At 67.3% G+C, this 26,499-nt stretch carries 24 protein-coding genes; 13 read left to right on the top strand and 11 right to left on the bottom strand.

Annotated features, from left to right (window positions below; translation table 11 throughout):
- Positions 1-108: 108 nt before the first annotated feature.
- The 3 genes from MF270_RS12170 to MF270_RS12160 are packed head-to-tail and all read right to left on the bottom strand — an operon-like array spanning position 109 to position 2,545.
- Entirely contained in the window at positions 109-660 is a 552-nt protein-coding gene (locus tag MF270_RS12170) for an RSP_2648 family PIN domain-containing protein (protein ID WP_238366162.1), read from the bottom strand.
- Entirely contained in the window at positions 657-1,850 is a 1,194-nt protein-coding gene (locus MF270_RS12165) for an RSP_2647 family RNA methyltransferase (protein WP_238366161.1), read from the bottom strand. The genes MF270_RS12170 and MF270_RS12165 overlap by 4 nt, the downstream gene beginning before the upstream one ends.
- A 47-nt stretch (positions 1,851-1,897) precedes the next feature.
- Positions 1,898-2,545: a DUF6778 family protein gene (locus tag MF270_RS12160; RefSeq protein WP_238366160.1), complete on the bottom strand. Its 648-nt coding sequence runs from the start codon at positions 2,543-2,545 to the stop codon at positions 1,898-1,900.
- A gap of 250 nt (positions 2,546-2,795) precedes the next feature.
- On the opposite strand from MF270_RS12160, the gene edd reads away from it, so the two are divergent.
- Positions 2,796-4,601, top strand: a complete 1,806-nt coding sequence (gene edd / locus MF270_RS12155; RefSeq protein ID WP_238366159.1) for a phosphogluconate dehydratase — start codon at positions 2,796-2,798, stop codon at positions 4,599-4,601.
- A 62-nt stretch (positions 4,602-4,663) separates the two neighbouring features.
- Entirely contained in the window at positions 4,664-5,305 is a 642-nt protein-coding gene (gene eda / locus MF270_RS12150; RefSeq protein ID WP_238366158.1) for a bifunctional 4-hydroxy-2-oxoglutarate aldolase/2-dehydro-3-deoxy-phosphogluconate aldolase, read from the top strand.
- A 75-nt stretch (positions 5,306-5,380) separates the two neighbouring features.
- Here the strand turns inward: eda and MF270_RS12145 are convergent, their stop codons facing one another.
- Together MF270_RS12145 and MF270_RS12140 are read right to left on the bottom strand one after the other, a co-directional pair.
- The gene (locus tag MF270_RS12145) at positions 5,381-5,659 is read right to left on the bottom strand and encodes a hypothetical protein (protein WP_238366157.1); all 279 of its coding nucleotides are present in this window, start codon (positions 5,657-5,659) and stop codon (positions 5,381-5,383) included.
- The gene (locus MF270_RS12140; protein ID WP_238366156.1) at positions 5,643-8,450 is read right to left on the bottom strand and encodes a [protein-PII] uridylyltransferase family protein; all 2,808 of its coding nucleotides are present in this window, start codon (positions 8,448-8,450) and stop codon (positions 5,643-5,645) included. Before MF270_RS12140 ends, MF270_RS12145 begins: the two co-directional genes overlap by 17 nt.
- A 251-nt stretch (positions 8,451-8,701) precedes the next feature.
- Between MF270_RS12140 and MF270_RS12135 the strand changes: the two genes are divergently transcribed.
- From MF270_RS12135 to MF270_RS12120, 4 genes are all read left to right on the top strand, one after another.
- Complete coding sequence (locus MF270_RS12135; RefSeq protein WP_238366155.1) at positions 8,702-9,169, top strand: YbaK/EbsC family protein; 468 nt, start codon at positions 8,702-8,704, stop codon at positions 9,167-9,169.
- 153 nt (positions 9,170-9,322) lie between these two features.
- On the top strand, positions 9,323-9,772 hold the full coding sequence (locus tag MF270_RS12130) for a DUF2852 domain-containing protein (RefSeq protein ID WP_238366154.1): 450 nt from the start codon (positions 9,323-9,325) through the stop codon (positions 9,770-9,772).
- A 57-nt stretch (positions 9,773-9,829) separates the two neighbouring features.
- Positions 9,830-10,288: an RDD family protein gene (locus MF270_RS12125; protein WP_238366153.1), complete on the top strand. Its 459-nt coding sequence runs from the start codon at positions 9,830-9,832 to the stop codon at positions 10,286-10,288.
- Positions 10,289-10,432: 144 nt separating this feature from the next.
- Positions 10,433-11,254, top strand: coding sequence for an arginyltransferase (locus MF270_RS12120; RefSeq protein ID WP_238366152.1), 822 nt, complete (start codon positions 10,433-10,435; stop codon positions 11,252-11,254).
- Between the two features lie 356 nt (positions 11,255-11,610).
- On the opposite strand, the gene MF270_RS12115 is transcribed toward MF270_RS12120, so the two are convergent.
- The 3 genes from MF270_RS12115 to MF270_RS12105 form a co-directional block, all read right to left on the bottom strand.
- On the bottom strand, positions 11,611-13,950 hold the full coding sequence (locus MF270_RS12115) for a TRAP transporter large permease (RefSeq protein ID WP_238366151.1): 2,340 nt from the start codon (positions 13,948-13,950) through the stop codon (positions 11,611-11,613).
- Between the two features lie 18 nt (positions 13,951-13,968).
- Positions 13,969-14,862 carry a TRAP transporter small permease subunit gene (locus MF270_RS12110; protein WP_238366150.1) on the bottom strand — a complete coding sequence of 298 codons (894 nt, stop codon included), beginning with the start codon at positions 14,860-14,862 and terminating at the stop codon, positions 13,969-13,971.
- A gap of 79 nt (positions 14,863-14,941) precedes the next feature.
- On the bottom strand, positions 14,942-16,030 hold the full coding sequence (locus tag MF270_RS12105) for a TRAP transporter substrate-binding protein (protein WP_238366149.1): 1,089 nt from the start codon (positions 16,028-16,030) through the stop codon (positions 14,942-14,944).
- Positions 16,031-16,621: 591 nt separating this feature from the next.
- On the opposite strand from MF270_RS12105, the gene MF270_RS12100 reads away from it, so the two are divergent.
- Both MF270_RS12100 and ilvN read left to right on the top strand, forming a co-directional pair.
- Positions 16,622-18,379, top strand: coding sequence for an acetolactate synthase 3 large subunit (locus tag MF270_RS12100; RefSeq protein WP_238366148.1), 1,758 nt, complete (start codon positions 16,622-16,624; stop codon positions 18,377-18,379).
- A 12-nt stretch (positions 18,380-18,391) separates the two neighbouring features.
- The gene (gene ilvN, locus MF270_RS12095) at positions 18,392-18,952 is read left to right on the top strand and encodes an acetolactate synthase small subunit (protein ID WP_238366147.1); all 561 of its coding nucleotides are present in this window, start codon (positions 18,392-18,394) and stop codon (positions 18,950-18,952) included.
- Between the two features lie 135 nt (positions 18,953-19,087).
- Here ilvN and MF270_RS12090 read toward each other — a convergent pair whose 3' ends face one another.
- Complete coding sequence (locus tag MF270_RS12090; RefSeq protein WP_238366146.1) at positions 19,088-19,510, bottom strand: hypothetical protein; 423 nt, start codon at positions 19,508-19,510, stop codon at positions 19,088-19,090.
- A 185-nt stretch (positions 19,511-19,695) separates the two neighbouring features.
- On the opposite strand from MF270_RS12090, the gene MF270_RS12085 reads away from it, so the two are divergent.
- The 3 genes from MF270_RS12085 to MF270_RS12075 all read left to right on the top strand — a co-directional run bounded on the left by MF270_RS12085 (position 19,696) and on the right by MF270_RS12075 (position 21,943).
- Positions 19,696-20,499, top strand: coding sequence for a helix-turn-helix domain-containing protein (locus MF270_RS12085; protein ID WP_238366145.1), 804 nt, complete (start codon positions 19,696-19,698; stop codon positions 20,497-20,499).
- Positions 20,500-20,594: 95 nt separating this feature from the next.
- On the top strand, positions 20,595-21,722 hold the full coding sequence (locus MF270_RS12080; RefSeq protein ID WP_238366144.1) for an aromatic ring-hydroxylating oxygenase subunit alpha: 1,128 nt from the start codon (positions 20,595-20,597) through the stop codon (positions 21,720-21,722).
- Positions 21,719-21,943, top strand: coding sequence for a hypothetical protein (locus tag MF270_RS12075; protein WP_238366143.1), 225 nt, complete (start codon positions 21,719-21,721; stop codon positions 21,941-21,943). Before MF270_RS12080 ends, MF270_RS12075 begins: the two co-directional genes overlap by 4 nt.
- A 10-nt stretch (positions 21,944-21,953) precedes the next feature.
- Here MF270_RS12075 and MF270_RS12070 read toward each other — a convergent pair whose 3' ends face one another.
- Complete coding sequence (locus MF270_RS12070) at positions 21,954-23,528, bottom strand: FAD-dependent oxidoreductase (protein WP_238366142.1); 1,575 nt, start codon at positions 23,526-23,528, stop codon at positions 21,954-21,956.
- 13 nt (positions 23,529-23,541) lie between these two features.
- Entirely contained in the window at positions 23,542-24,135 is a 594-nt protein-coding gene (locus MF270_RS12065; RefSeq protein ID WP_238366141.1) for a gluconate 2-dehydrogenase subunit 3 family protein, read from the bottom strand.
- Positions 24,136-24,336: 201 nt separating this feature from the next.
- Here MF270_RS12065 and MF270_RS12060 point away from each other — a divergent pair, with 201 nt between their 5' ends.
- On the top strand, positions 24,337-25,233 hold the full coding sequence (locus tag MF270_RS12060; RefSeq protein WP_238366140.1) for an MBL fold metallo-hydrolase: 897 nt from the start codon (positions 24,337-24,339) through the stop codon (positions 25,231-25,233).
- A 131-nt stretch (positions 25,234-25,364) separates the two neighbouring features.
- The gene (locus MF270_RS12055; RefSeq protein ID WP_238366139.1) at positions 25,365-26,381 is read left to right on the top strand and encodes a TRAP transporter substrate-binding protein; all 1,017 of its coding nucleotides are present in this window, start codon (positions 25,365-25,367) and stop codon (positions 26,379-26,381) included.
- Positions 26,382-26,499: the final 118 nt, after the last annotated feature.

Here is a 26,499-nt window from a genome sequence, read left to right as displayed (position 1 = left end):
CCGGAGTTTATCGGCACAATGAAGCTGACGCGGATCCGCACTTCATTGTGCAGATAAACTCCCGTCGGAGGCATCCCCCGATCACCACGGACGCAGACACCAGCCGATCTAGTGACCGGGCGCCGCGAGGGCCTTTCCAAGACGCGGCAGCCGCGCCTTTTTCATCAGGTCGCGCATGGGCCAGCTCTCGCCCGAGAGCCGTTCGGCCTCGGCGCGGACTGTTTCCGCGACCTCGGCCAGGATCCCGGGATGCGCCGCGTGGAAACCCATCAGGAATTCATCGGGGGCGGCGCGGGACAGGCCCTCTTCGGCCAGGGTCCCGCGCGGGAAATCCTTGGCGTTGAGCGTCACCAGCACGTCGGCCGAGCCGGCGATGGCGGCGGCCAGCACATGGATATCGGCCGGGTCGGGCAGCCAGAGGCGGCTTTCGAGCGAGGGCTTCCACGTCACGCAGGCATTCGGCCAGGCGGCGCGCAGCTGGGCGATCTCGGCCCGCGCCTGCGCCTCGCCCTGGGGGCCGAGCTTGATGGCCGCGCGGGCCCATTCCTCCAGGATGCGGTCCGACCAGAGCGGGATGAAGAGGCCGCGCTCGGCCACGCCCAGCAGCACCTGCCGCATCACCGTCGGGTAGAGGACGCAGGTGTCCAGCAACACCTTCATAGGCGGTAGAACAGCGCCTTGAGGTAGCCGCTTTCCGCGAGCTGAGGGTGCAGCGGGTGGTCCGGCCCGGCAAAGCCGGTGTGGATCAGCGCGCCACGCCGGCCGGCCCGGCCGATGCCGCGGGTCGAGGCCTGGCGGAATTTCGACAGGTCCGCCGCGTGTGAGCAAGAGCAGAGGCCGAGGAAGCCGCCCTCGCGCACCAAGGGCGCCGCGAGTTTCGCGATCCGCTCATAGGCGCGCAGTCCGGCCTCGAGCGCCTGTTTCGAGGGCGCGAAGGCGGGCGGGTCGCAGATCACCACGTCGAAGCTCTCGCCCTCGGCGGCCAGCGCCTCGAGCGCGGCGAAGGCGTCGCCCTGCCGGGTGGCGAAACGGTCCGAGACACCCATCGCCGCCGCGCCCTGCTGCGCCAGGTCCAGCGCGGGGGCGGAGCCGTCCACGGCCAGCGCGCTAGTCGCGCCCGCGGCCAGCGCGGCAAGGGAGAATCCGCCGACGTGGGAGAACACGTCCAGCACCCGCGCCCCGCGCGACAGCCGCGCGGCAAAGGCATGGTTCGGCCGCTGGTCAAAGAACAGCCCGGTCTTCTGCCCGCCCGTCAGGTCGGCCATGTAGGTCGCGCCGTTCATCGGCACCGGCAGCGGCCCATCCGGCGCCTGCCCCACCGGCACTGTCGACACATCGTCGAGCCCCTCGAGCCCGCGCGTCCGCCCGCCGGCGTTCTTCAGCACGTTCTTGACGCCGGTCACCGAGACCAGCGCAGCGACCAGGTCATTCAGCAGCACATCCGCCCAGGCGGCATTGGGCTGCACCACGGCCGTGTCGCCGAAGCGGTCGATGATGACGCCGGGCAGCCCGTCCGCCTCGGCATGGACCAGCCGGTAGAAGGGGGCGTCGAACAGCACCTCGCGCAGGGCCAGGGCGGCGCGCAGCCGCGCCTCGAGCCAGGCGCGGTCCAGCGTCACGCCGGGCCCGTCCAGCACCCGGGCAAAGATGCGCGAATTGGGGTTCACGGCGACCAGCGCCAGCTCGGCCCGGTCGGCGTCCTCGAGCACCGCCAGCGCGCCGGGCGTCATCGCCTTGGTGCGCCGGTCGGTCACGATCTCGTTGTCATAGACCCAGGGCGCGCCGTGACGCACGGCGCGGGCATTGGCCTTGGGCTTCATCCGCAGGCGCGGCAGGGAAAGGGGCGACATGTCATCCATGACGCCCCCATATCCTGTCCATCGCGCCTGGGGAAGCCTCAGAGCGCGCCTTCGGCCTCCACCGTTTCGGTCTGGACGACGACGGGCATCGTGCCCTCGGGCGCCTCCTGCCCCGTCAGCTCCTCGTAGAGCGCACGGGCGATGAAATCGGTGACGCGGACTTTCTGCGTGATCCCCTTCTGGTCCGACTCGATGGCCCGCTTTCCCGCCAGCGATTTCAGCCAGACCGAGACGTCATGGGCCGGCACCACCACTTCGCCCGTCTCGGCATCGGTGGCCGCCAGGGAAAAGTCGACCTCATGCCGCCCGCCGACGGAATAGCGCGTGCGGTCGGTCACACCGTGAAAGCGCTGCACCTCGATCCGGACGTCAACCGGGCGCCCGTCGCCCATCAGCGCGGCCGAACGACGGATGCCATCCTCGAAGATCGCGGCGACCTGCTGGTGTCGGTCACCCGCCGGATCGCCCTTCCAGACAATGTCGGCCGAGGGGAAGAACGATTCCGCCTCGGTCGCGGCCAGGCTGCGCGGCACGGATACATGGTAGGACGCGATACGCAGCGGCGGCGTCTCGAACGCCGCCACCTCTTCGGGCGCGGCGTTGCGGCTGACGGTTTGCGGGGCGCTGCCGCAGGCGGCAAGTGCCAGCGCCATGCCCAGAATCGTTGCAGTGGTGCGAAGTTTCATCTCGCCTCTCCCTGTCTCGTGCCTCGGGTTTCTTCCGTTAACCATTTGGCCGCGAATGAGGGCGGAAATGGGGCAATTCGGCCGACAATGACGCCTGACACGCTCATTGTCCCCGCATTCGAAACGATCTGTGACTTGATTGCCGCAGCAACGCAGGCGCAAACTGGGGCTGCACCGATGCATCCGGCGCAACCGCCCCTTGAACCGTTAGCGCTAACGGACTACAACAGGGGCAAGAGACGGAGGCCCCATGTCGCTCAACGCTACCATCGCCCGCGTCACCGACGCCATCATCGACCGCTCGCAAGGCAGCCGGAAACGCTATCTGAACCAGATCGCCGCGGCGGCCGCGGACGGCCCACGCCGCGCCCACCTGACCTGCGGCAACCAGGCCCATGCCTATGCCGCCATGGGCCAGGACCAGGACGCGCTGGCCACTGGGCGCGCGCCGAACATCGGCATCATCACCGCGTATAACGACATGCTCTCGGCGCACCAGCCGTTCGAAACCTACCCGGCCCTGATCCGCGAGGCCGCGCGCCGCGTGGGCGCCACGGCACAGGTGGCGGGCGGCGTGCCGGCCATGTGCGACGGCGTCACTCAAGGCCAGACGGGGATGGAGCTGTCGCTGTTTTCCCGTGACGTGATTGCGCTGGCCGCCGCCGTCGGCCTGTCGCACAACACTTTCGACGCGGCGCTCTACCTCGGCGTCTGCGACAAGATCGTGCCCGGACTCGTGATGGCGGCGGCGACCTTCGGCCATATCCCGGCGGTGTTCATTCCCGCAGGGCCGATGCCCTCGGGCCTGCCGAACGACGAAAAAGCCAGGGTGCGCCAGCAATTCGCCAGCGGCGAGGTCGGCCGCGACAAGCTGATGGAGGCCGAGATGGCCTCGTATCACTCGCCCGGCACCTGCACCTTCTACGGCACGGCGAACAGCAACCAGATGCTGATGGAGTTCATGGGGCTGCACTTGCCCGGCTCCAGCTTCGTCAACCCCGGCACGCCGCTGCGCGATGCGCTGACCGTGGCGGGTGTCGAACGGGCGGCCGAGATTACGTCGCTTGGAAACGATTTCCGGCCCGCGGGCGAGGTGCTGGACGAAAAGGCCTTCGTCAACGGAATCGTCGGGCTGATGGCCACGGGCGGGTCCACGAACCTGATCCTGCACCTGCCGGCCATGGCCAAGGCGGCGGGCATCCAGCTCGAGCTGGAAGATTTCGACGCCATCTCCTCGGTCACGCCGCTGCTGGCCAAGGTCTACCCCAATGGCCTGGCCGACGTGAACCATTTCCACGCCGCCGGGGGCCTCGCCTACCTGATCGGAGAGCTCCTGGACGACGGCCTGCTGCACCCCGACACGCAGACGGTGGCCGGCGAGGGCCTCGCCCTCTACACGCAGGAACCCAAGCTGCTCGACGGCAAGCTCGAATGGCACGATGCCCCGCACGAAACGCAGAACGACAAGATCGTGCGCCCGGCCTCGGACCCGTTCCAGAAGACCGGCGGGCTCAAGCAGCTGATCGGCAACCTCGGCCACGGGATGATGAAGGTCTCGGCCGTCGCGCCCGAGCGTCACGTGATCGAAGCCAGGGCCCGCGTCTTCACCGACCAGGAGGCGGTCAAGGCCGCCTTCAAGGCCGGCGCGTTCACCGAAGATACCGTGGTGGTCGTCCGCTACCAGGGCCCGCAATCGAACGGGATGCCCGAACTGCACGGGCTGACCCCGACCCTCGCGGTCCTGCAGGATCGCGGGCTCAAGGTCGCCTTGGTGACCGACGGCCGCATGTCCGGCGCCTCGGGCAAGGTGCCCGCCGCGATCCATGTCACGCCCGAAGCGGCCGCCGGGGGCCCGCTCGCCCGCGTGCGTGACGGCGACCTGATCCGCGTCGACGCGGTGGCCGGCACAATCACCGACCTCGCCCCCGATTTCGACACCCGAACGCCGGTCGACGACCGCGCCCCCGGCAATGGCAACGGCCTTGGCCGCGAGCTCTTCGAGACCTTCCGCCGCTCTGTCGGCCCCTCGACCGCCGGCGCCGCCGTGGTCGTCTGACCTTTCATTATTCCGAAAATACTCCCGCCGGAGGCATCCCCGGCCAGCCACAGGAGAGCCCCATGACCCCCGAGGCCGCCAGCATGAAGGCAGAGGAACTTTGCCTGCTCGCCCCCGTCATCCCCGTCCTTGTGGTCAAGGACGCCGGCACCGCCGCGCTCCTGGCGCGGGCGCTGGTCACGGGTGGCCTGCCCGTGCTCGAGGTGACGCTGCGCACCCCTTCGGCGCTTGACGTGATCCGCGAGATGTCGGGCGTCGCGGGCGGCGTGGTCGGTGCCGGCACCCTGCTGACCCCCGCCGACGTCGAAGCCGCCAAGGCCGCCGGCGCGCAGTTCGGCGTCTCGCCGGGCGCGACGGACACGATCCTCGACGCCTGCGAGGCAAACGACCTGCCCCTGCTGCCCGGCGCCGCCACGGCGACCGAGGTCATGCGCCTGCTGGAACGCGGCTACACGGTGCAGAAGTTCTTCCCGGCCGAGGCCAATGGCGGCGCACCTGCGCTGAAATCGCTGGCCTCGCCCCTGCCGCAGGTGCGCTTCTGCCCCACGGGCGGCGTGTCGCTGGCCAATGCCGGCACCTACCTGTCACTGCCCAACACGCTCTGCGTGGGCGGCAGCTGGGTCGCGCCGTCGGACAAGGTGGACAGCGGCGACTGGGCCGGGATCGAGGCGCTGGCCCGCGAGGCGTCCAAGCTGCCGCGCTGAACTCGCCGCCCCGGCCAATCCGGTGGGCTGGGTCTGAGGCATGCCATCAGGCGTGATGAAGCCCCTTGCCCCGCCTTACGCGCCGCCCCCCTCGCGCCGTCCGCGCCAGCCGCGCCGCCGCCTCGGCGCCTCGGCCTGGGTCTTCCCCGCCGCCAGCACCGCCGTCATCGGATGTTGCGGATGGCTCTCGACATAGACCGAGTGCAGCCGCCCGATCGCCTCGGTCGGCTCGACGCCTGCGAGCCCCAGCGCCCAGTCGAAAAAGATCGCCCGCGCCTCGGCCTCGGTCAGCCCCTCGATGGCATAGGCCTCGGCAATCAGTCCGCGCTGGTCGTCCTCACTCACTTGCTTCATCCCCTGCCACCTCCTCCAGGATTCCATCGATGACCCGCGCTGCAGCCGCGCAGCACGACGCCAGCTTGTCGGTCAGATCTTCCGGCGTCTCCACCTCGGTGACCCGCGTCACGAAGGCCCGCGCGCCCTCGCCCAGGGCGTCCGGCCCAAGCGGTTTTTCCGACAGCAGCCGCGCTGCGATCTGCAAGGCCCACAGCAGCCGATGTGCCGCCAGCAGCGCGTCACGCCCGGCCCCGTCCACGAAGCCCAGCCGCGCGAGATCCTCGATCCCGTCCACCACGCAGCGCGAAGGCGCCCCGGCGATCAGCGTGCCCGCCTGGGCGATCAGCTCGATATCCTGCAGATGCCCCGGCCCGATCTTGGTGTCCCAGGGCCCGTCGGGCGCCTTGGCCGCCGCGATCCGCGCCCGCATCTCGGCCACGTCGTGCAAGACCTTCTCCTGCGCCCCGCCCATCGACAGCAGCGCGCAGCGGAACCGCTCCACGTCCCGGGCCAGCGCCTCCGAGCCCGCCACGACCCGCGCCCGGGTCAGCGCAAGATGCTCCCAGGTCCAGGCCTCCTCCTGCTGGTAGGTCTTGAACGCCGTCCACGAGGTCGCCACGGGGCCCTGGTTGCCCGAGGGCCGCAGCCGCATGTCGACCTCGTAAAGCCGCCCCTCGGCCATGGGCGCGGTCATCGCCGTGACCAGCGCCTTGGTGAGGCGCGCGAAATAGGTCCGCGCGGGCAAGGGCTTGGGCCCCTCGCTTTCCTCCTGCCCCGCGTCGTCGTAGATCACGATCACGTCGAGATCCGAGGTCGCGCTCAGCCGCTCGGCCCCGAGCGAGCCCATGCCCAGCACCACCGCGCCCCGTCCCGGCGGGGGCCCATGGCGTCGCGACACCTCGGCCACCACCTCGGGGTAGAGCCCGCGCAGGGTCGCGCTGGCGATGTCGGCATACTGCTGGCCCGCCTCGGCGCAGGTCACGAGACCGCGCAGAAGGTGTACGCCGACCCGGAAATGCCATTCCTTGCCCCAGCGCCGGGCCGCATCCAGCCGCGCCTCGTAATCGCGTTCGGCCGCGAGCCGCGCGGCCAGTTCCTTTGCGAGCGCCTCCCCGCCCGGCCAGTCGGCAAAGAACGACCCGCCGATCACCGCGTCGAAGACGCCCGCGTTGCGCGAAAGGTGCCGGGCCAGCGCCGGCGCGGTGCCGGTGATGTCGAGCAGCAGGTCGATCAACTGCGGATTGGCCTCGAACAGCGAAAACAGCTGCACCCCGGCCGGCAGGCCCGACAGGAACCCGTCGAAGGACAGCAGCGCCTCGTGCGGGTCCGAGGCGCGCGAGAGCCGCCCAAGGATCTCTGGCCTCAGCCGCTGGAAGATCTCGACCGCCCGTTCCGAGCGCAGCGCGGGGTAGCTGCGCCAGCGCTCGACCACCGCCTCGCTGCCATCCGGCACCTCGGGCGCAGGCGCGGCACCCGAGGTGCCGGGGGCGTCAGGGGCAAAGAAGCCCTCGGTCAACTGGTGCACCTCTTCGAGCCGGGCGCGCAGGTCCGCCTCGAGCGCCGGCACGTCGGTGTCCATCATGGCCGCGATCCGCGCCATGCCCTCGGGGCTTTGCGGCAGGGCGTGGGTCTGGGCGTCGCGCACCATCTGCAACCGGTGCTCGACCTCGCGATGGGCGCGGTAGTGCCGCGTCAGGGTCTCGGCCACGTCCGGGGGGATCCACCCTTTCTCGGCCAGTTTCGCCAGACCCGGCACGGTGCCGCGCACCCGCAGGTCGGGGTCGCGTCCGCCGGCGATCAGCTGGCGTGTCTGGGTGAAGAACTCGATCTCGCGAATCCCGCCGCGGCCCAGCTTCATGTCATGGCCCGGCAGCGTGATCGCCCCGTGCAGCCCCTTGTGCTCGCGGATGCGCAGCCGCATGTCATGGGCGTCGCGGATCGCGTTGAAATCGAGATGCCGGCGCCAGACGAAGGGCTTGAGCGTCGCGAGGAACCGCGCGCCGGCCGCAAGGTCGCCGGCCGCGGGATGCGCCTTGATATAGGCGGCGCGTTCCCAGGTGCGGCCCAGGCTCTCGTAATAGGCCTCGGCCGCGGCCATGGCCATGCAGACCGGCGTCACCGAGGGGTCGGGCCGCAGCCGCAGATCGGTGCGGAACACGTAGCCTTCACCGGTCAGATCCGACAGCATCGCCATCGCCTTGCGCGTCGCGCGGATCAGGCTGGCGCGCGCGTCGTGGAAATCGTCGCGATCGTAGCGGGTCTCGTCAAAGAGGCAGATGAGGTCGATGTCCGAGCTGTAGTTCAGCTCTCCCGCCCCCATCTTGCCCATGGCCAGCGCGACCATGCCGCCCGCCGACGGAATATCATCCTCGGTGGCGCCGGGCAGCTTGCCGCGGCGGATCTCGGCACCGACCGTCGCCTCGAATGCCAGCTGCACCGCGCGGCCCGCGAATTCCGACAGCCGCCCGGTCACGGTCTCCAGCGGCCAGACCCCGGCCAGGTCCGCCAGCGCGGTCATCAACGCCACCCGCCGCTTGGCCTGCCGCAGCGCGTCCGGCAGATCCGTCGCCGACACGTCGCGCAACCCGGCGCAGACGGCGTCCAGCGCCGCCTCGGGGTCATCGAAAGCGCCGGGCAGCCAGCCTGCCTCCTTGTGGATGAGTCCGCCAAGATAGGGGCTGCAGGCGCCGACGCCATGCAGCAGCTCGGCCAGCGGCCGCTCGAGCCCCGGCACGGCCTCCCGCGCCTCGGCCCCGCGGTCGGGCTCGAAGGGGCGGGGCAGACGGGTGATGCGCGATGCGAAAGTCATGGGTCGGACGGAAGCATGGTGCGCGGGCGCGTGCAAGACCCCCGCGCGATCTGGCGCGGGATGCGCCGTGAGGGGCCAGCCCCTCACACTCCCCGGAGTTTATTGGCACAATGAAGGGGATCATTTGCGCCCTGCTTTCATCATTCCCCAAATACTCCCGCCGGAGACATCCCTCCCGTGCCCCCATCCCGATGGCTTGCCTTTCCGCGCCGCCCGCGCCAGTTTCGCTGCGCAAGAACAGGAACCTGCCCATGTCGAAATCCCTCAAGCGCGTGCGCGCGGCGCTGGAAGCTGCCGGCCTGACCCCGGATATCCGCGAGGTCGGACAGGCCCGGACCGCGCAGGAGGCCGCGGATGCGGTGGGCTGCGTGCTCGACCAGATCGCCAAGTCGATCATCTTTCGCGGAGAGACGAGCGGCGAGGCGGTGCTGTTCCTGACCGCCGGCGGCAACAAGGTGGACGATGCCCGCGCGACGCAGGTGGCCGGAGAGTCGCTGGGCAAGGCCGATGCGGCGCTCATCCGCGCGCAGACCGGCTTTGCCATCGGCGGTGTGGCCCCGGTCGGGCATCTGTCGCCGATCCGCGCCTGGATCGATCCGCGGCTACTGGCGTTCGACGTGGTCTGGGCCGCAGCGGGCACGCCGCGGCACGTGTTTCCCATAAACCCAGCCCTTTTGCCCGGGCTCACGGGCGCGAAACCGGCCGATTTCACCGCCTGAGGCCGCGAAAATATTCTGCTAACCAACTGATTTCGAAACACAACCAGGAAAAATGTAAATTTACTTCACATCGCCCCTTGCGCGATGCATGACCCGGTCCCATCTTCCTCAATGTGAAAGGAATTCACATCCACCCTCGAAAGGGACAGCAAAATGGAGACCTCGATGACCACCGCCGCCTATACCCCCGCCACCGAGCGCATGGGTTGGTTTTCCCGCACCGAAGCCTGGCTTGACAGCAAGGGCAAGGGTGCCTGGATTGCCGCCATGGTGCTGGGCTTCGTCTTCTTCTGGCCCGTTGGCCTCGCCCTTCTGTTCTACATGATCTGGAGCAAACAGATGTTCGGAAAATCCTGCCGCACCCGCACCTCGCACGGCCCCTCGATGCGCTTCCACGCCTCGCGCAGCTCGGGCAACTCGGCCTTCGACGCCTACAAGGCGGATACGCTGCGCCGGCTGGAAGAAGAGCAGGAGAACTTCGAAGCCTTCCTGCAGCGCCTGCGTGAAGCCAAGGACAAGGCCGAGTTCGACCAGTTCATGGAAGACCGCGCCCGGCAGGCCTCCAAGGCCCGCACCGAGGCCGAAGACCGCGAAGACGCCTGACAGGACGACGGGCCCGGGGTTGCACCCGGGCCCGCGGCTTTCCACATGAGACAGACCATGACCTTCGATCCCGCCTATACCGACCTGCCCGACCCCGAGATCCAGCCGGCCTTCTACGAAGGGGTGACGATCAAGCGGGGCGTGGCCTTCGTGATCGACGCGACCCTGATCGCCGTGATCTCGGCGCTGGTGCTGCCCTTCACGGCCTTCACCGGCATCTTCTTCTTTCCCGCGCTGATGGCCGTGGTGGGATTTGTCTACCGGGTCGCGACCATCGCCGGCGGCTCGGCGACGCTGGGCATGCGGCTGATGGCGATCGAATTCCGCGACGCCACCGGTGCGCGGTTCGACGGCGGCCAGGCCTTTCTGCACACGGCCGGCTTTTATGTCAGCTGCGCGGTGGCGCCGCTGCAGCTGGTGTCGGTGCTGATGATGCTGCTGACCCCGCGCGGCCAGGGGCTGACCGACATGGTCCTGTCGAGTGTCGTGCTGAACAGGCGCGCATCGGTGCTGTGACCGGCCATCCGCCCCTGCCGCATCTACCACGATCCACCGGGCGCGCCCCCCTCTGGCGCGCCTGAACCATGCTCGGAAAGAGGGGGTTGGCGGCGCCGCGACCTGTTGCTAACGTCTGCTGAAAGAGGACCCGACCGAGCCTTCATGCGCCACACCCTGCCCATCGCCCCGCAGTTCTACGTGACTGCGCCGCAGCCCTGCCCCTATCTCGAGGGCCGGATGGAAAGAAAGCTGTTCACCGCGCTCCAGGGCGAGGCGGCGGACAAGCTGAACGACACGCTCTCGCGGCAGGGATTCCGGCGCTCGCAGAACGTGCTCTACCGCCCGTCCTGCAGCGATTGCGCGGCCTGCCTCTCGGCCCGGATCGACGTGTCGAAGTTCGAGCCGTCCCGCAGCCAGCGCAAGACGCGGCGGCGCAACGCGGGACTGGACCGCCGGGCGACCTCACCCTGGGCGACCGAGGACCAGTTCGCGCTGTTCCGCGACTACCTCGACAGCCGGCATGCCGATGGCGGCATGGCGGACATGGATGTGTTCGAATTCGCCGCGATGATCGAGGAAACGCCGATCCGCACCCGCGTGGTGGAATATGTCGAGAGCGACACCCAGGAGCTGACCGCGGTCTGCCTGACGGATGTGCTCGAGGACGGGCTGAGCCTTGTCTACAGCTTCTACAAGCCGGACCTGCAGCGTCAGTCGCTCGGAACCTACGTGATCCTCGACCATGTCGAGATCGCGCGCGAGGCCGGGCTGCCTTACGTCTACCTCGGCTACTGGGTGCCGGGCTCGCCCAAGATGGGTTACAAGGCGGGCTTTTCAGGGCTCGAGCTTTACCGCAACGGCCGGTGGGAGCCGATGACCGAGCCCGAGGATTATGCGGCCGAGGCGCATCCGCTCTCGACCGACCCGATTGCCGAGCAGGTCGCCAACATCACGCTTCCCGGCGCGCGTCCCGCCCGGCGCTGACGGCGTTCCACGAGGGTCCGGCCGCTCGCGCCAGTGGCTCCGCAGGCAGGTCGAGGGGCCAGCCCCGTCGCCATTGTCTCTTGGACCAATGGCGCGACAATGACGACCTCCCCGGAGTTTCGTGGCACAATGAAGCGCGGATCGGGGCGCGCCCGGCCTTTCACTTTTCCTGAAATACTCCCGCCGGAGGCTGCGGGCCGCGCCAGCAAGGACGCCGCCCGAGAGGGGCGTCACCTCTCGGATTTCAGGATGAAAGCGCGCGGACGCGCTCGACTTGATTGAGGATTTGGTTGCGCCGCCTGCGGCGTCGCCCGGGGGGCGGGGGCGCCGCTGCGCGGCGCCCCCGCCCCGTAAGGTCAGTTCGGGATCAGGTCCGGGATGATCGTGACGATCGAGGGGAAGAACCACAGCAGGGCCAGCCCCACGACCTGGATCAGCACGAAGGGGATGATCCCGCGGTAGATGTGGCCCGTGGTCACGCTCGCCGGGGCCACCCCGCGCAGGTAGAACAGCGCAAAGCCGAAGGGCGGCGTCAGGAAGGACGTCTGCAGGTTCACCGCGATCATGATCGTCACCCATTTCGGGTCGAAGGTGCCGCCGTAGATCACCGGCCCGACGATCGGGATCACGATGTAGATGATCTCGAGGAAGTCGAGCACGAAGCCCAGCACGAAGAGCACCAGCATCACGATCAGGAAGACCTTGAACTCCGAATCGAAGCTTTGCAGGAATTGCTGGATGTAATGCTCGCCCCCGAAGGAGATCACCACGAGGTTCAGAAGCTGCGAGCCGATGAGGATCGTGAAGACCATCGAGGTCACCTTGGCCGTCTCGCGCACCACCGGTGTCAGCACGGCCGTCCGGTAGAGCACCCAGCAGGCATAGAGCAGCCCGAAGAAGGCGAACAAGTAGGCCGCGAAGGCCACGATGAAGGCGATCCAGGTCTCGAAGGGCACCTCTTGCTGGTTGATCCGCAGGTCGAAGTTCACGCCCGCGAGGATCATGATGATGACGGCGAAGGTCGACCAGATGATGATCTTGCCCGAACCGCCCTCGTCCCTGAGCTTGCGGTAGGCGGCCAGCATGATCGCCCCGGCCGCCCCCAGCGCTGCCGCCGGGGTCGGGTTGGTGATGCCGCCAAGGATCGAGCCCAGGACGGCCACGATCAGCACCAGCGGCGGGAAGACCACGCGGATCAGGTCGTTCGACGCCAGCCGCGCCGCCGCCTCGCGCGAGGACCAGAGCACGATGGCCAGCGGGATCGCCAGGATCAGCACGGTGACCAGCGACGAGGTCGTCGGCGCGATGAAGAGCCAGTCGACCAGCGCCATCAGCACAAGCCCGACGGCGCCCACCATCAGCGGCAGGGGCGAGGCGGAGGGCATGATGCCCCGCGCCACGGCCAGCACCAGTGCGAAGATCACCAGAAGGGCCGCAACCCCGCCGCCGACCGGCGCGGCCTCGACCATGTGGGTCTCGGGCGTGGCATCCTCTCCCGCGGCCTCGCCGGCGGCGACGGCCGCCGCGACCTCGGCCTGCAGGCGGACGCTTTCATCCCAGCGCTCTTGCCCGTGCAGCTCGATCATCGCGGCCTGGCATTGCTCGTTCACATTGGTGCGCAGCATGTCGACCCGTTCGGCGCCGCCGGTGGTCTCGAGATGCGCGGTCTGACTGCCGACGACGTTGACCTGCCCCAGCGCGATGACCCCGGCGATGATGGCGACGGGCACCAGCACGAACCAGGTCATGCTTTCGCCGCGGGTGATGATCTCGCCGTTGGCGGCCTCGATCTCGACCGCGGGCGCGCGCGACGGGTTAAAGAGCGCGTAGAGGAAGGCATAGCCGGCATAGAGCGCGGCCAGCATGATCCCCGGCAGCATGGCCGACTGGAACAGCGTGCCGACCGAAACCACGGCCGGACGGCCCAGGAAGGTCAGCGCATCGGTGCAGCCGGCGGCCTGGGCGCGGGCCTCCTGCGCGGTGGAATAGAGGTCACCGGCCAGGGTGCCCAGCAGCACGATCACGATCGAGGGCGGAATGATCTGCCCCAGCGTGCCCGAGGCGGCGATGACGCCGGTCGAAAGCTCGGGCGAATAGCCGTTGCGCAGCATGGTGGGCAGGGACAAAAGACCCATGGTGACCACGGTGGCGCCGACGATGCCGGTCGAGGCGGCCAGGAAGGCGCCCACGACCACCACCGACACGGCAAGACCGCCCGGCAGCGGCCCGAAGACGCGGGCCATGGTGGTCAGCAGGTCCTCGGCGATCTTCGAGCGTTCCAGCACGATGCCCATCATGACGAACATCAGCACGGCCAGCAGCGTCTCGATCGACTGGCCGGCGAAGACCCGTTCGTTCATCCGGTTGATGATGAACGACAGGTTGCGGTTCATCGCCATTTCCCAGCCGCCGGGGAACAGCGGCTCGGCCACGCGTGGCAACTCGGGATATCGGAAGACCGAGACCGCGTCGCGGTGCACCCCCGTCGCCAATATGTCGTTATAGGCCTGCGAGCTGGTGTCGATGGCCTGGTGGATCAGCAGCCCCGCGCTGTCGAGCGCGGCGATGATCCCGAAGGAGATGATGCCCGCGCCGCCGATGGCGAAGGCCACGGGGAAGCCCGACAGGATCCCCCCGAAGAGGCAGAGAAGAACGATCAGCAGACCGATCTCGACGCCGTCCAATCCGAATAGCATAAGTCTGTCCCCTGCCCTTTAATGGGTGCCTTCGTAGGCTTCTTCGCCCGCGCCGAGCGTGTCCTTGTCGAGATGCTTGTTCGCGCTCTGCTCGCCTTCCCAGAACTCCAGCCAGGAGCGGTAGAAGAAGGCCAGCGCCTGTAGCCCGACCAGCAGCACGAAGGCGCACATCAGGATCTTGAAGAGGAAATAGGCGTTGAAGCCGTTGGGCGAGAAGCCGATGGTCTCGACATTCCACTTCACGATCGACGCCTTGCGCACCATCAGGTCCAGCTTGTCGCTGGCCGAGACCTTGGGCGTGATCAGGCTGCGCCACAGGAAGAACCAGGCATAAAGCCACATCAGCACGGCCACCGGGACCATGAAGAAGAGCGACCCGAACATGTCGATGATCTTTTTGGTGCGGAACTTGACCGGCGCGTAGATCAGGTCGACGCGGACGTGCCCGCCCTGCACGAAGGTATAGGTCACGCAAAGCGCGACGACGATGGCGTTGTAAAGCTTCAGTTCTTCCGAGAACCAGCCGACGGTCTGGGTGAAGCCGAAGCCGAAGGGGGCAATCGTCAATTCGCCCAGCCGGAAGACCGACTGCAGGAACACGATCATCACCTGTTGCAGCACCATGAGCAGGCCGATCCAGGCCGCCGCGCGGCCGACCGTGTTGGCCAGCCCTTCAAGCCCGCGCACATAGCCCCACATGATGCGCGGAAAGGCCATGCCGAAGATGGTCAGCACCACGACGATGTCGAAGACGACAAAGAACAGCTCGGTCGAGGCGCCGTAATAGATAAAGCGCATCAGGTTGGCCTTGTCGGACCAGTCCAGCCAGCTTGTCGGATGTGTCAATGCGTAGACGAGGTTGTAGAACCCCATGCCCACGTTGCTGACGAACCACCACAGTGCGTCGCCCATGTGCCCTGTCCCCCTGGAAAACGTGTCGACCGCGCGCGTCCTGCAACGCGCGCGGCCCGCTTGTCAAACGCCTTGCGGCTTACATCGACGACAGCACGCGGTTGCGCTGGGTCGCGTAGAAGCTGTCGGACACTTCGAGCCAGCCCGAGGAGGACCGCATGGACGCCTGGGCGCTGTCATGGATCTTCTTGAACAGGTCATCCGAGGTGTAGCCATTCAGCAGCTCGATCGAGGCGCTGCCGAAGGCTTCCCAGACGTCGGTCGAGAATTCCTTGATCTGGGTGCCGCCGGCCTTGAGGCGCTCGAGCGCCGGGCCGTTGTTGGCGATGAACTGGGCGTAGTTGGCCTGGTGGGCGTCGGCACAGGCGATCTCGTAGATCTTCTTTTGCGCCGGGGTCAGGGTCTCGAAGACCTCGAGATTCATACCGACCGACAGGGCCGCGCCCGGCTCGTGGAAACCGGCGGGGTAGTAGTAGTCGCAGACCTCCTGCAGGCCCAGCTTTTCATCCGACCAGGGGCCGATCCACTCGGTCGCGTCCAGCGCACCGGTCGACAGGGCCTGGTAGATTTCGCCGCCCGGCAGAACCTGGACCGAAGCGCCCAGCTTGGACAGGGCTTCGCCGCCGAGGCCGGGCATGCGGAACTTCATGCCGTTGAAATCGTCGGCCGAGGTCACTTCTTTGCGGAACCAGCCGCCACCCTGGGCGCCGGTCTGGCCCGCGATGTACGAGCGCACGCCAAAGACTTCGCCCAGTTCCTGGTGCAGCGCCATGCCGTCCTGGCCGTAGTACCAGGTCATGATCTCGGGCGCAGTCATGCCGAAGGGCACGGCGGTGAAATAGGCCCATGCCGGGTGCTGACCGACCCAGTAGTAGTCGGCGCCGTGGTACATATCGGCCTGGCCGGACACGACGGCGTCGAAGGATTCGAGCGCACCCACCAGTTCGCCGGCCGCCTTGGGCTCGACGGTGATCTGGCCATCGGTGGCTTCGGTCATCGAGTTGGCGACCCGTTCGACCGAGTCCCAGACGCCGGCAAGGCCGCGCGGCCAGGTGGTGACCATGGTCAGGGTCCGCTTGCCCTGCGCATAGACCGGAGCGGCCAGCGTCGAAGCAGCGGCAGCCGCACCGCCAAGTGCGGACGACCTTAGGAATGAGCGACGATCCATTGAGTTTCCTCCCGAGAATTTTTTCACGCACCGCGTCGTGCAATGCGCGGATCGTTTACAGTGCGGGCACACTAGCTTGCGCGCTGGCGCAGGGGAATACCAAAGACAGCCCAAAGTTTTGACTTCGGTGGCAAATTTCGCCGCGTTACGCGGCACAGCTACGTGAAAATACGGAGGTCAGGCACCCGCCAGGTTGCTCACGGCCGGACATGCGTCTTGCCACCGCGCCGTGATTCGCGGCGCGGGGTCATTGTCCGGGCCCTGGAGGGAATCACCGGGGCGGATAAGCAAAATGTCGCAGGACAGGCGCCTTCGCGCAACATTTGCAAAGAAAAATACGCCCTGAGGACAGGAAACGACGCGCTTTGCCGGTTGACGCCCCCTGCCCCCGACCGTAACGTCGCGCACGCAACACGAAGGAGCCCACGGGAATGACCCGACTGGTAATCATCGTAGGAGAAAGGCGCATGGGCCGGTAACCGGACATCCATAATGGTACCCCATGCGCCCCCGACTGACCCTCGGGGGCTTTTTTGTTGCTGAGACCCAAGCGGCCCGAGGGCCGATACTGACGAGATACGGAGACGCAGGATGACACGTCAGATGACCGGAGCGAAAATGGTGGTCCAGGCCCTCAAAGACCAGGGCGTGGAAGTCGTATTCGGCTACCCGGGCGGTGCCGCCCTGCCGATCTACGACGAGATCTTCCAGCAGAACGAGATCCAGCACGTGCTGGTGCGCCATGAACAGGGCGCGATCCACGCGGCCGAGGGCTATGCCCGTTCGACCGGCAAGCCCGGCGTCGTGCTGGTGACCTCGGGCCCGGGCGCGACCAACACCGTGACCGGCCTGACCGATGCGCTGCTCGACTCGATCCCGGTCGTCGTACTGACCGCGCAGGTCCCGACCTTCCTGATCGGCTCGGACGCCTTCCAGGAGGCGGACACCGTCGGCATCACCCGGCCCTGCACAAAGATGAACTGGCTGGTCAAGGACACCGACATGCTGCCCAAGCGGCTGCACGAGGCGTTCCACGTGGCGACCACCGGCCGTCCGGGCCCGGTGCTGATCGACATCCCCAAGGACGTGCAGTTCGCCACCGGCACCTACACGCCCCCCGCCAAGGTCGTCGAGGCGAGCCACTACAAGCCGCGGGTCAAGGGCGACCCGGACGCGATCCAGGAGCTGGTCGAGGCAATCGAGACCGCCGAGAAGCCGATCTTCTACACCGGCGGCGGCGTGATCAACTCGGGGTCGGCGGCCAGCCAGCTGCTGCGCGAGCTGACCGATGCCACGGGTTTCCCGCTGACCTCGACCCTGATGGGCCTCGGTGCCTATCCCGCCTCGGGCAAGTCCTGGCTGGGGATGCTGGGCATGCATGGACTTTACGAGGCCAACATGGCGATGCACGGCTGCGACCTGATGATCAACATCGGCGCCCGTTTCGATGACCGGATCACCGGCCGCATCGACGCGTTCAGCCCGAACTCCAAGAAGGCGCATATCGACATCGACCCCAGTTCGATCAACAAGGTCATCCCCGCCGACATCCCGATCGTCGGCGACGTGGCCCATGTGCTCGAGGACGTGCTGCGGATCTGGAAGGCGCGCGGGCGCAAGACCAACCGCGAGGCGCTGGCCAAGTGGTGGAAGAAGATCGAGGGCTGGAAGGCCGTCAACTGCCTGAAGTTCAAGAACTCGGAAAAGACCATCAAGCCGCAATACGCGGTGCAGCGGCTCGAGGCGCTGACCAAGGGCATGGACCGCTACATCACCACCGAGGTCGGCCAGCACCAGATGTGGGCGGCGCAATTCCTCGGCTTCGAGGACCCGAACCGCTGGATGACCTCTGGCGGGCTGGGCACCATGGGCTATGGCGTGCCGGCGTCCATCGGCGTGCAGATGGCCCACCCCGACGCACTGGTGATCAACGTCGCCGGGGAGGCGTCCTGGCTGATGAACATGCAGGAGATGGGCACCGCCATCCAGTACCGCCTGCCGGTCAAGCAGTTCATCCTGAACAACGAACGGCTGGGTATGGTGCGCCAGTGGCAGGACCTGCTGCATGGCGGGCGCTATTCGCATTCCTGGTCCGACGCCCTGCCCGATTTTGTCAAGCTGGCCGATGCCTTCGGGGCCAAGGGCATCCGCTGCGACAACCCCGACGATCTGGACGAGGCAATCAAGGAAATGCTGGCCTATGACGGCCCGGTGATTTTCGACTGCCTGGTGGAAAAGCACGAGAACTGCTTCCCCATGATCCCGTCGGGCGAGCCGCACAACAAGATGCTGCTGGGCGACGACAAGGCCGAAGACGCCATCCAGGGCGCCGGCGCCGCGCTGGTGTAAGGAGACGAGACCATGAACGCATTGCACATCAAGAAGGGCTCGACCAAGCATTCGGCCTACAACCTGCGCCCGACCTTTTCGGACGTCGAGGAAAAGCACACGCTCGCCGTGCTGGTCGAGAACGAACCGGGGGTTCTAGCCCGCGTGATCGGGCTGTTTTCCGGGCGCGGCTACAACATCGAAAGCCTCACCGTGGCCGAGGTCGACCACAAGGGGCACCTGAGCCGCATCAACATCGTCACCACCGGCACGCCGCAGGTGATCGAGCAGATCAAGGCGCAGTTGGGGCGCCTCGTGCCGGTGCGCGACGTGCATGACCTGACGGTCGAAGGCGCCGCGGTCGAGCGCGAGCTGGCGCTGTTCCGCGTCCAGGGCGAAGGCGAAAAGCGGGTCGAGGCGCTGCGGCTGGCGGATATCTTCCGCGCCAAGGTGGTGGATTCCACGCTCGACAGCTTTGTCTTCGAGCTGACCGGAAGCCCGGAAAAGGTCGATGCCTTTGCCGACCTCATGCGCCCGCTGGGCCTGTGCGAGACGGCCCGGACCGGTGTCGCCGCCCTGTCCCGCGGCACCTGATCCGGCCCGCGTTCCCGCCTTCGGGGGCGCCGCGCCGTTCTGCCCTTGGGGCTTGTCCCCATTGGATCGCGTCCCGGGCCATGGGGCGCGATCTTGTCGTTTCCGGGGGCCGGGAATGGTCCCGCGCACCCCGAGTCAGGCTGACAGCTTTTGTTCCTGGTCCTGGCTGGCCTCGACGGACGGAAAATGGATGAGCTGGCCGAGATCCGAACACGAACCGGTCACGACCCTTTCACACTTTCCCCGCGCGGCCTTTCCGTGCCGGCTCAGGTCGCTGGCCAGCGTCGGAAACTCGTCCTCGGCCAGCAACCGGGGGTTATGTGCCACCCTGTGATGGCTCTCCTCCTGCAGGTCGAACTGCACGACGTCCCCGGCATCCAGCCTCTGGCCCGTCAGCGCCCCACAGCTGCCCTTCGAAAAGAATGCAAGGTTTCCGTGGTCTTCGCACCAGATGACGGCCTTCTGTTCCTGGACGTCGCTCCAAAGCACAACTCCAATCATAACGGTGTCCTTTCCCCTTATGCGAAAATTGTCCTGCACTTTAAGCAAATCGCACAAGGCCCATCACAGAACTTGAACCTGATGATTTGTGACGGAATCCGAGTCGGCTGACGCTGTTTGACGTCAGCATTGACGCCAAGTAGTGTCATGAGCATATCCATTTTGCGAAGGTTGCAATTCATGGGTATGGTGAAGGCATATTAATCCACCCTCACGAGCATTGCAGGACTCATTCCAGACACATGGCCACCAGCGACTCACCCAGCCCGGCGGATTTGCGATCCATGTTCGGCGCCAACTTGCGCGTTTTGTGTCAGGACGCCGCGTCCATATCGGCCCTGTGTCGCGAGCTCGGGATCAACCGAACGCAGTTCAACCGGTATCTCGGCGGCGAGAGCTTTCCGCGACCGGACGTCCTGCACAAGATCTGCGCCTATTTCGGCGTGGATGCGCGTATCCTGCTGGAACCTGTCGCGTCCCTGCGTCACCCCGATGACGACTTGTTCTCGCATCCCGAGGTCAAGGAATTCCTCGGCATGGCGCCGCGCGGCGTGCCCTCGGACGTCTTTCCCAGCGGCATGTACCGCTTTTCGCGACCGGGGTTCATGGACCCCGACTCCTACGTGGTCGGGCTGATCCATGCGTTCCGCGTGGGTGAGCGCACCTTCGTGCGGGGTTACGAGCCACGGTCCGCCATGCGCATCCAGGGGTTGCCCACGGCCGGCCCCACGCGCGAGTTCCGGGGCATCGTGCTGCAGCAGGACAGCGGCGTGTCGCTGCTGATCGCGCGGCGCGGGGCGGTGACCTTCACCTTCAACTACCTGACGCGGATCTCGTCCTACCAGAACAACTTCTGGGTCGGCTACGCCACACGGACCGCCTCCGAAAGTCTGTCGGCCAACCGCATCAGCCGCATGGTCTACGAATACATCGGCCCCAACCGGGCCGAGGTGATGCGCACCGCGCGCCAGGCCGGATATGTGAAGGAGAAGGACCTGCTGCCCTTCCACAGGCAACTGCTCATGGTCGGCACGCCCTTCCGCTGAGGCACGGGTGCGACACGGAATGTCGTCTTCGGGCATTCGCCCGCAGCCAATTTCCCTAATCTCGAATGATCACGCCAGATTGCCCGAGGTTCGCCATGTCGCCCACAGACCTGTCTCATGTCCGCGCGCCCCTCGCCGAGGCCCGCGGCCTGCCCAACGCGCATTACACCGACCCGGCCACCCATGCGGCCGAACGCGCGCGGCTGCTGTTCGACGGCTGGGCGGGTCTCGTGGCCGAGGCCGAGGTGCCCGAGCCCGGCGATGCGCTGCCGGTGGATTTCGACGGGCTGCCGCTGCTGGTGGTGCGGGGCCGCGACGGTGCGGTGCGGGTGTTCCAGAACACCTGCCGCCACCGCGGCATGATCCTCGTGGATGCCCCGCGCAAGATCGAGGGCGCGATCCGCTGCCCGTACCATTCCTGGTGCTATGCCACCGACGGCCGGCTGGTCTCGACCCCGCACGTAGGCGGGCCGGGGCAGAACCTGCACGCCGCTATCGACCGCGACACGCTGGGCCTGACCGAGATCCGCTCGGCCAGCCGGTTCGGGCTGATCTGGGTGGACGTGATGGGCCAGGCGCCCGCCTTCGACACGGCCATGGCCCCGGTACTGGAGCGATGGGCCGAGTTCGACCGCGACTGGCACCATGGCGGGCCGGAAAGCCACTTCACCCTGTCGCTGAACGCCAACTGGAAGCTGGCGGTCGAGAATTACTGCGAAAGCTACCACCTGCCCTGGGTCCATCCCGGCCTCAACAGCTACTCGCGGCTGGAGGATCACTACAATATCGAAACGCCCGACCACAATTCCGGCCAGGGCTCGACCGTCTACCGCCAGCTGACCGGCCCGGAGGGCGCAATCTTCCCGGATTTCGACGGGCTCAGCGACCAGTGGATGACCGGGGCCGAGTACCTCGCCGTCTACCCGAACGTGCTGCTGGGCGTGCACCGCGACCACGCCTTTGCCATCCTGCTGCGCCCCTCGGGGCCGGAGCGGACCGAGGAACACGTGCACATCTTTTACGCCAGGCCCGACACCGACGAGGCCCTGCGCGCCGCGAACGCCGTTCAGTGGCGTACGGTCTTCGAAGAGGACGTGTTCGTGGTCGAGGGCATGCAGCGCGGCCGCCACGGGCTGCATTTCGACGGCGGGCGCTTTTCGCCGGCGATGGATGGTCCGACGCATAACTTCCACGCCTGGGTGGCCGGGCGCATGGCGCCGTGAGCGCCGAAGAGCTGGACGCCGCCCTGCTTGCCGCCCATGCGGCACGGGACAATCGCGCGCTTGTCGGCCTCTATGCCAAGGCCGCCGCGCTGAGGTCGGGCGATGCACGCTGGTTCTTCCTGACCCAGGCGCATGTGCTGGCGCTCGAGGCGGGCGATCCGCGCGCAGAGACCCTGCGCGCGGAGCTGGCCGCGGCGGGGCGCGAGGCGCCCGCCGCCTGAGCCGTGCCCGTCAGCCCGGATGGGCCGCGTTGATCTGGTCGGCGATGTAATTCGCCAGCGCGTAGATCGTCTCGGACGGGTTGTAGCCGATCGAGGTCGGCAGCAGCGAGCCATCGACCACGTAGAGGTTCTGCACGTCATGCGTCTCCCCCTTCGGCCCCACCACCGTGCTGGCCGGGTCGGCCCCCATGCGGCAGGTCCCCTGCGGGTGGAACGAAACATAGGGGTATTGCGATTTCTCGTTCTTCAGAGTGTCGATCATGGCGTCGACCTGGTCGTCGCTTTCGATCACGCGGGAGAGCGCCGCGGGGATGTGCACCGACTTGGCGCCCGAGGCGAACAGGATATGGGCGTTGGTCTTCAGCCCCACCTTCATCGCCTCGAAATCCTCGTCGTCCACGTCGTAGGTGATGGTCTTGATCCCGTCCTGCCAGTCCACCGTGCCGTTGTTCTTGTCATGCACCAGCGTGATCAGCCGCACGGTGTTGCGGTACTTTTCCATGAACTGGACGTAGGGCTTGCCGGTGCCGGGGTTCTGGCTGCTGCCGGCAAAGACCGGCTGTTCCAGCGCGTTCAGCAGGATGTAGCCGCCCACCCCGTTCTCGTCCGGCAGGATGTCGCGATCCATGTAAAGCGAGTGCGTGGCGCCGTGGAAATCGTCCACGTCCTCTTCGAACTCGGCGGTCAGCGAGATCGTCGGGTGGCAGGCAAAGTTGCGCCCCACCTGGCCCGAGGAATTGGCCAGGTCCCCGCTGCGTTTCAGCAGGATCGGCGTCTGGACCGGCCCCGCCGCCAGGACCACGATGGGCGCCATCACGGTCATGTCGGCCACCTTTTCGCCGGTGTCGGGGTTCACCACCTCGGCGCGGATGCCGCTTGCGACTCCGCCCTCGGTCAGCACTTCGACCGCGCGGGTATCGGCGTGGATCTCGGCGCCATAGGCCTGCGCCCAGGGCAGGTAGGTCACCAACATGGATTGCTTGCGCTCGGGCTTGCAGCCGGCAAAGCAGAAGCCGGTCAGCGCGCAATCCTTGACGTTCCGTTTCGCGATGCCCTGCGGCACGCCCAGCTTGTCCATCCCGGTCTTGATCAGCTCGGCCCCGTTCGAGGTCTCGTGCGGCGCGTTTTCCTTGATCCAGAGGTTCTTTTCCACCGTCTCGAAATAGGGCGTCAGCACCTCGGTGGTGAGGTTGGTCAGGCCGAACTCCTCGCCCCAGCGTTGCAGGTAGTAATCCGGCGTTCGGAAGCAGAGCGCGGCGTTCACCACCGTCGAGCCGCCCACGCAGGCGCCCTGCAGGATGTTGATGTCGCCCTGCGCGTTGAACTGGCCGCCGTGGTCGGCATACATCGTGCCCAGCGTGACCGCGTGCATCTCGGTCAACTGCTCGGCCGAAACGTAGCGGCCGGCCTCGAGCACGATGACCTTCTTGCCCGCCTTGGCAAGTTCATAGGCTGCGATGGCGCCCCCTGCCCCCGATCCGACGACCACCGCGTCGGCGGTCAGGTCCAGCGTGCTGCCGGGGGTGACATCGGCGGCTTGCGTCACGGTCAGGCCGCGCGCGGCCACTTGTGCATGTTCCGTCATGGTCTTTCCCCCCTTATGCTTGCGGCAAGGGCGCGTTGCCCTGGTACTCGAGGCCCCAGGCCTCGGTCACGGGACCGTCGAACCCGATGGGCCCCCAGGCCGGCGGGATCGCCCAATAGGCTGTCACCACAAGGAATTTCAGCGCCGAGAACAGCCCCCGCGCCGGCGCCTCGTCGGAACTGGCCAGCGCGTCACACCATGCGGTGGCGTCCGCATCGGAAAGGTCCACGAACTTGGCGCCGAACGGTCCTTCGGCCGCATCGTTGAAATAGGCAACGCCACCTTTGACCACCGCCAGCACATGCGGCGGCATCCCGGCCAGGAACCCGGCATCGACGGTCTGCATCACCGGCAGGTCCTGCGGCGGCACGAGGGTCGAACCCTCGGTCGGCAGCAGCACCTGCATCAGGCGATGCCAGACGGCGTATTCGCCTTCGGTCATGTGGGCGATGCCCTCGGGCACCTGGGCCAGCGCCGCACCGGGGCGCAGCAGCGCGCTGCCGGCGACAAGGCCGGCGGCCACGGCGGACAGGCGCAGGAAATCGCGCCGCTTGAGGCCACGGATATGGGCCTCGACCACGGAATGGTCGGGGGTCGGGTCTGTCATGGGGCTCCTCCCTCTGTGCGGCCGGGCGGGCCGCTCTCCTCCGGGCCCCACGCTAACAGCGACCTTGGTCTTAACAATGCGCCTAAAGTCGGGGTTGGGCCGCGCATTGACGCCAGCGATGAACCCCATTCAGCGTTGCAATTTTGCGATGACCTGCCCGCCCGCTAGACCCGCCCCATGCACAGACGGGAGGAAAGCGGCATGTCATCAAGACCAGAGTTCATCACCCTCGGAACGGCCGGCGGGCCGATGCAGAACCCGGACCGGGCGCAGCCCGCCCATGTGGTGATGCATGGCACGCGCCCCATCCTCGTCGATTGCGGCGAGGGCGCCATGGGCCAGCTGAAACGGGCGGGGATCGAGTTTCGCGACGTGCGCGAGATCTTCCTGACCCATCACCATTTCGACCATATCGGCAGCCTCTTCGCCTGCCTCGGGCTCAACATGATGACCCAGCGCAGGGACGCGCTGGCGATCTACGGCCCCCCCGGCACGGCGGCGATCCTGAACGGGCTCTTTGCCGCCTGCGACGTCCCGGCCGAGATCGGCTTTGGCGTGCCGGGGCAGAGGTTGCCGCATCCGCGCGACTTCGTCGAGGTGCACGAGATCACGCCCGGCTACGTGGTCGAGATCGAGGGCCTGCGCATCACCTGCTGCGAGAACACCCATTACCGGGCCGAGGCCGAAATCGGCCAGCCCGGCTACCTGTCGCTGTCGCTGCGCTTTGACGCGCTGGGGCGGTCCATCGTCTTTACCGGCGACACCGGGCCCTGCGCGGGGCTCGAGGCCTTTGCCAAGGGCGCTGACCTGCTGGTGGGCGAGATGATGGATGTTGACCTGACCATGAGCCGTGTCCGCGCCGCCAACCCTGCCATGCCCGAGGCGCGGGTCGAGATGATCCGCACGCATCTCGCAGGCCATCACCTGAGCCCCGAGCAACTGGGCGCGCTGGCGCAGACCGCGGGCGCGTCCCGGGTCGTCGCGGTGCATTTCGCCCCCGGCTTCATCACGCCGGACACCGCCGGGGGCTATGCGGCGCGGGTCGCCAGCACCTTCGATGGCGAGGTCCACCTGGCCAGCGACCTGGCGGTCTACTGACCCGCCAACACATCCACCGGATCAATCCAACCTATTCAGTCAATCAAATTTTCAAACACATTCGGCAGCGGTAGGCTACCAGCGACGGACCCCGGCCCAACGGCCCGGGGTCCCGCACCGGGAGGAAAAACATGCAAACCACGTTACTTGGCGGCGCCCTTGCGGCCGCCCTCGCCACCCTGCCCTTCGCGGCCACGGCGGAAACCCTTGTCTTCGGCACCGGCAATGTGCCGCAGCATCCGATCAACAAGATGATCATGGCGCCCTGGGCCGAAGGCGTGAACGCCGATGCCGGCGGCGCGGTCGAGATCACCGTGCGCAGCGGCCCCGCACTGGTCGGGCCGGCGAATTACATCGACCGGGCGATGGATGACGTGGTGCAGATCGCCTGGGGCATGCTGGTCTTCAACCCCGGCCGCTTCCCGCGTTCGCTGGTTTCGACCACGCCTTTCATCGAGGGCTCGCCCGAGGCCGCCGCCATGGCCTTCTGCAAGCTCTACGAGGACGGCGCATTCGGCGACGAGTTCGACGAATACCACCCGCTGTTCTTCGTCCCCTTCCCGCAGTCGAGCATCCACCTGAAGGATGCGCCGATCACCAGCATGGACGACCTCGCGGGCAAGAAGATCATGGTCGGCAGCCCGGTCGCCTCGGCCGTGGTGTCGGCCTTTGGCGGCACGCCGCTGTCGACCATCCTGCCCGACCAGTACCAGGCGCTGCAGCGGGGTACGGCGGACGGCACCTTCATGACCTACACCGCGTTCCCGGGCTTCAAGCTGAACGAGGTGACGACCGACCACCTGCACGTCCCCCTGGGCGGTGCGACCGGCATGGTCTTCATGATGAAGCAGCGCTACGACGCCCTGCCCGATGACGCCAAGGCGGCGCTCGACGCCCATTCGGGCTGCGACGTGACGCGGCAATACGGCAAGGTCGTGGGCGAATGGGAGGCCGGGTCCAAGGGCTTCGTCGCCTCGAGCGGCGGGCACACCTTTGCCGACCTGCCGCAAGAGGAGTTCGAGGCGGTCAAGGCGCGGCTTTACGACGGCATCGCCGCCGGTTTCGCCGAGCGGGTGCCGGGCGGGGCCGAGTTGCTGGAGACATGGGAAGCGGCCGTGGCCGAGGCGCAGGCCGAAATCGACGGCTGATTTTCGGCGCTGCACCGACCAGACGAAAAAGCCGGCTGAGCGATCAGCCGGCTTTCCCTGTCTTGCGCGGCGGGCCCAGGCGCTTGGCGGCAGCGGCGTTTCGGCCCGCGTCAGTTGC

Origin of the sequence: Mesobacterium pallidum (assembly GCF_019966535.1) — a bacterium.
Classification (GTDB): domain Bacteria; phylum Pseudomonadota; class Alphaproteobacteria; order Rhodobacterales; family Rhodobacteraceae; genus Mesobacterium; species Mesobacterium pallidum.
The sequence above is the reverse complement of the archived record's forward strand: the minus strand, read 5'-3'. Positions and strand labels throughout refer to the sequence as shown.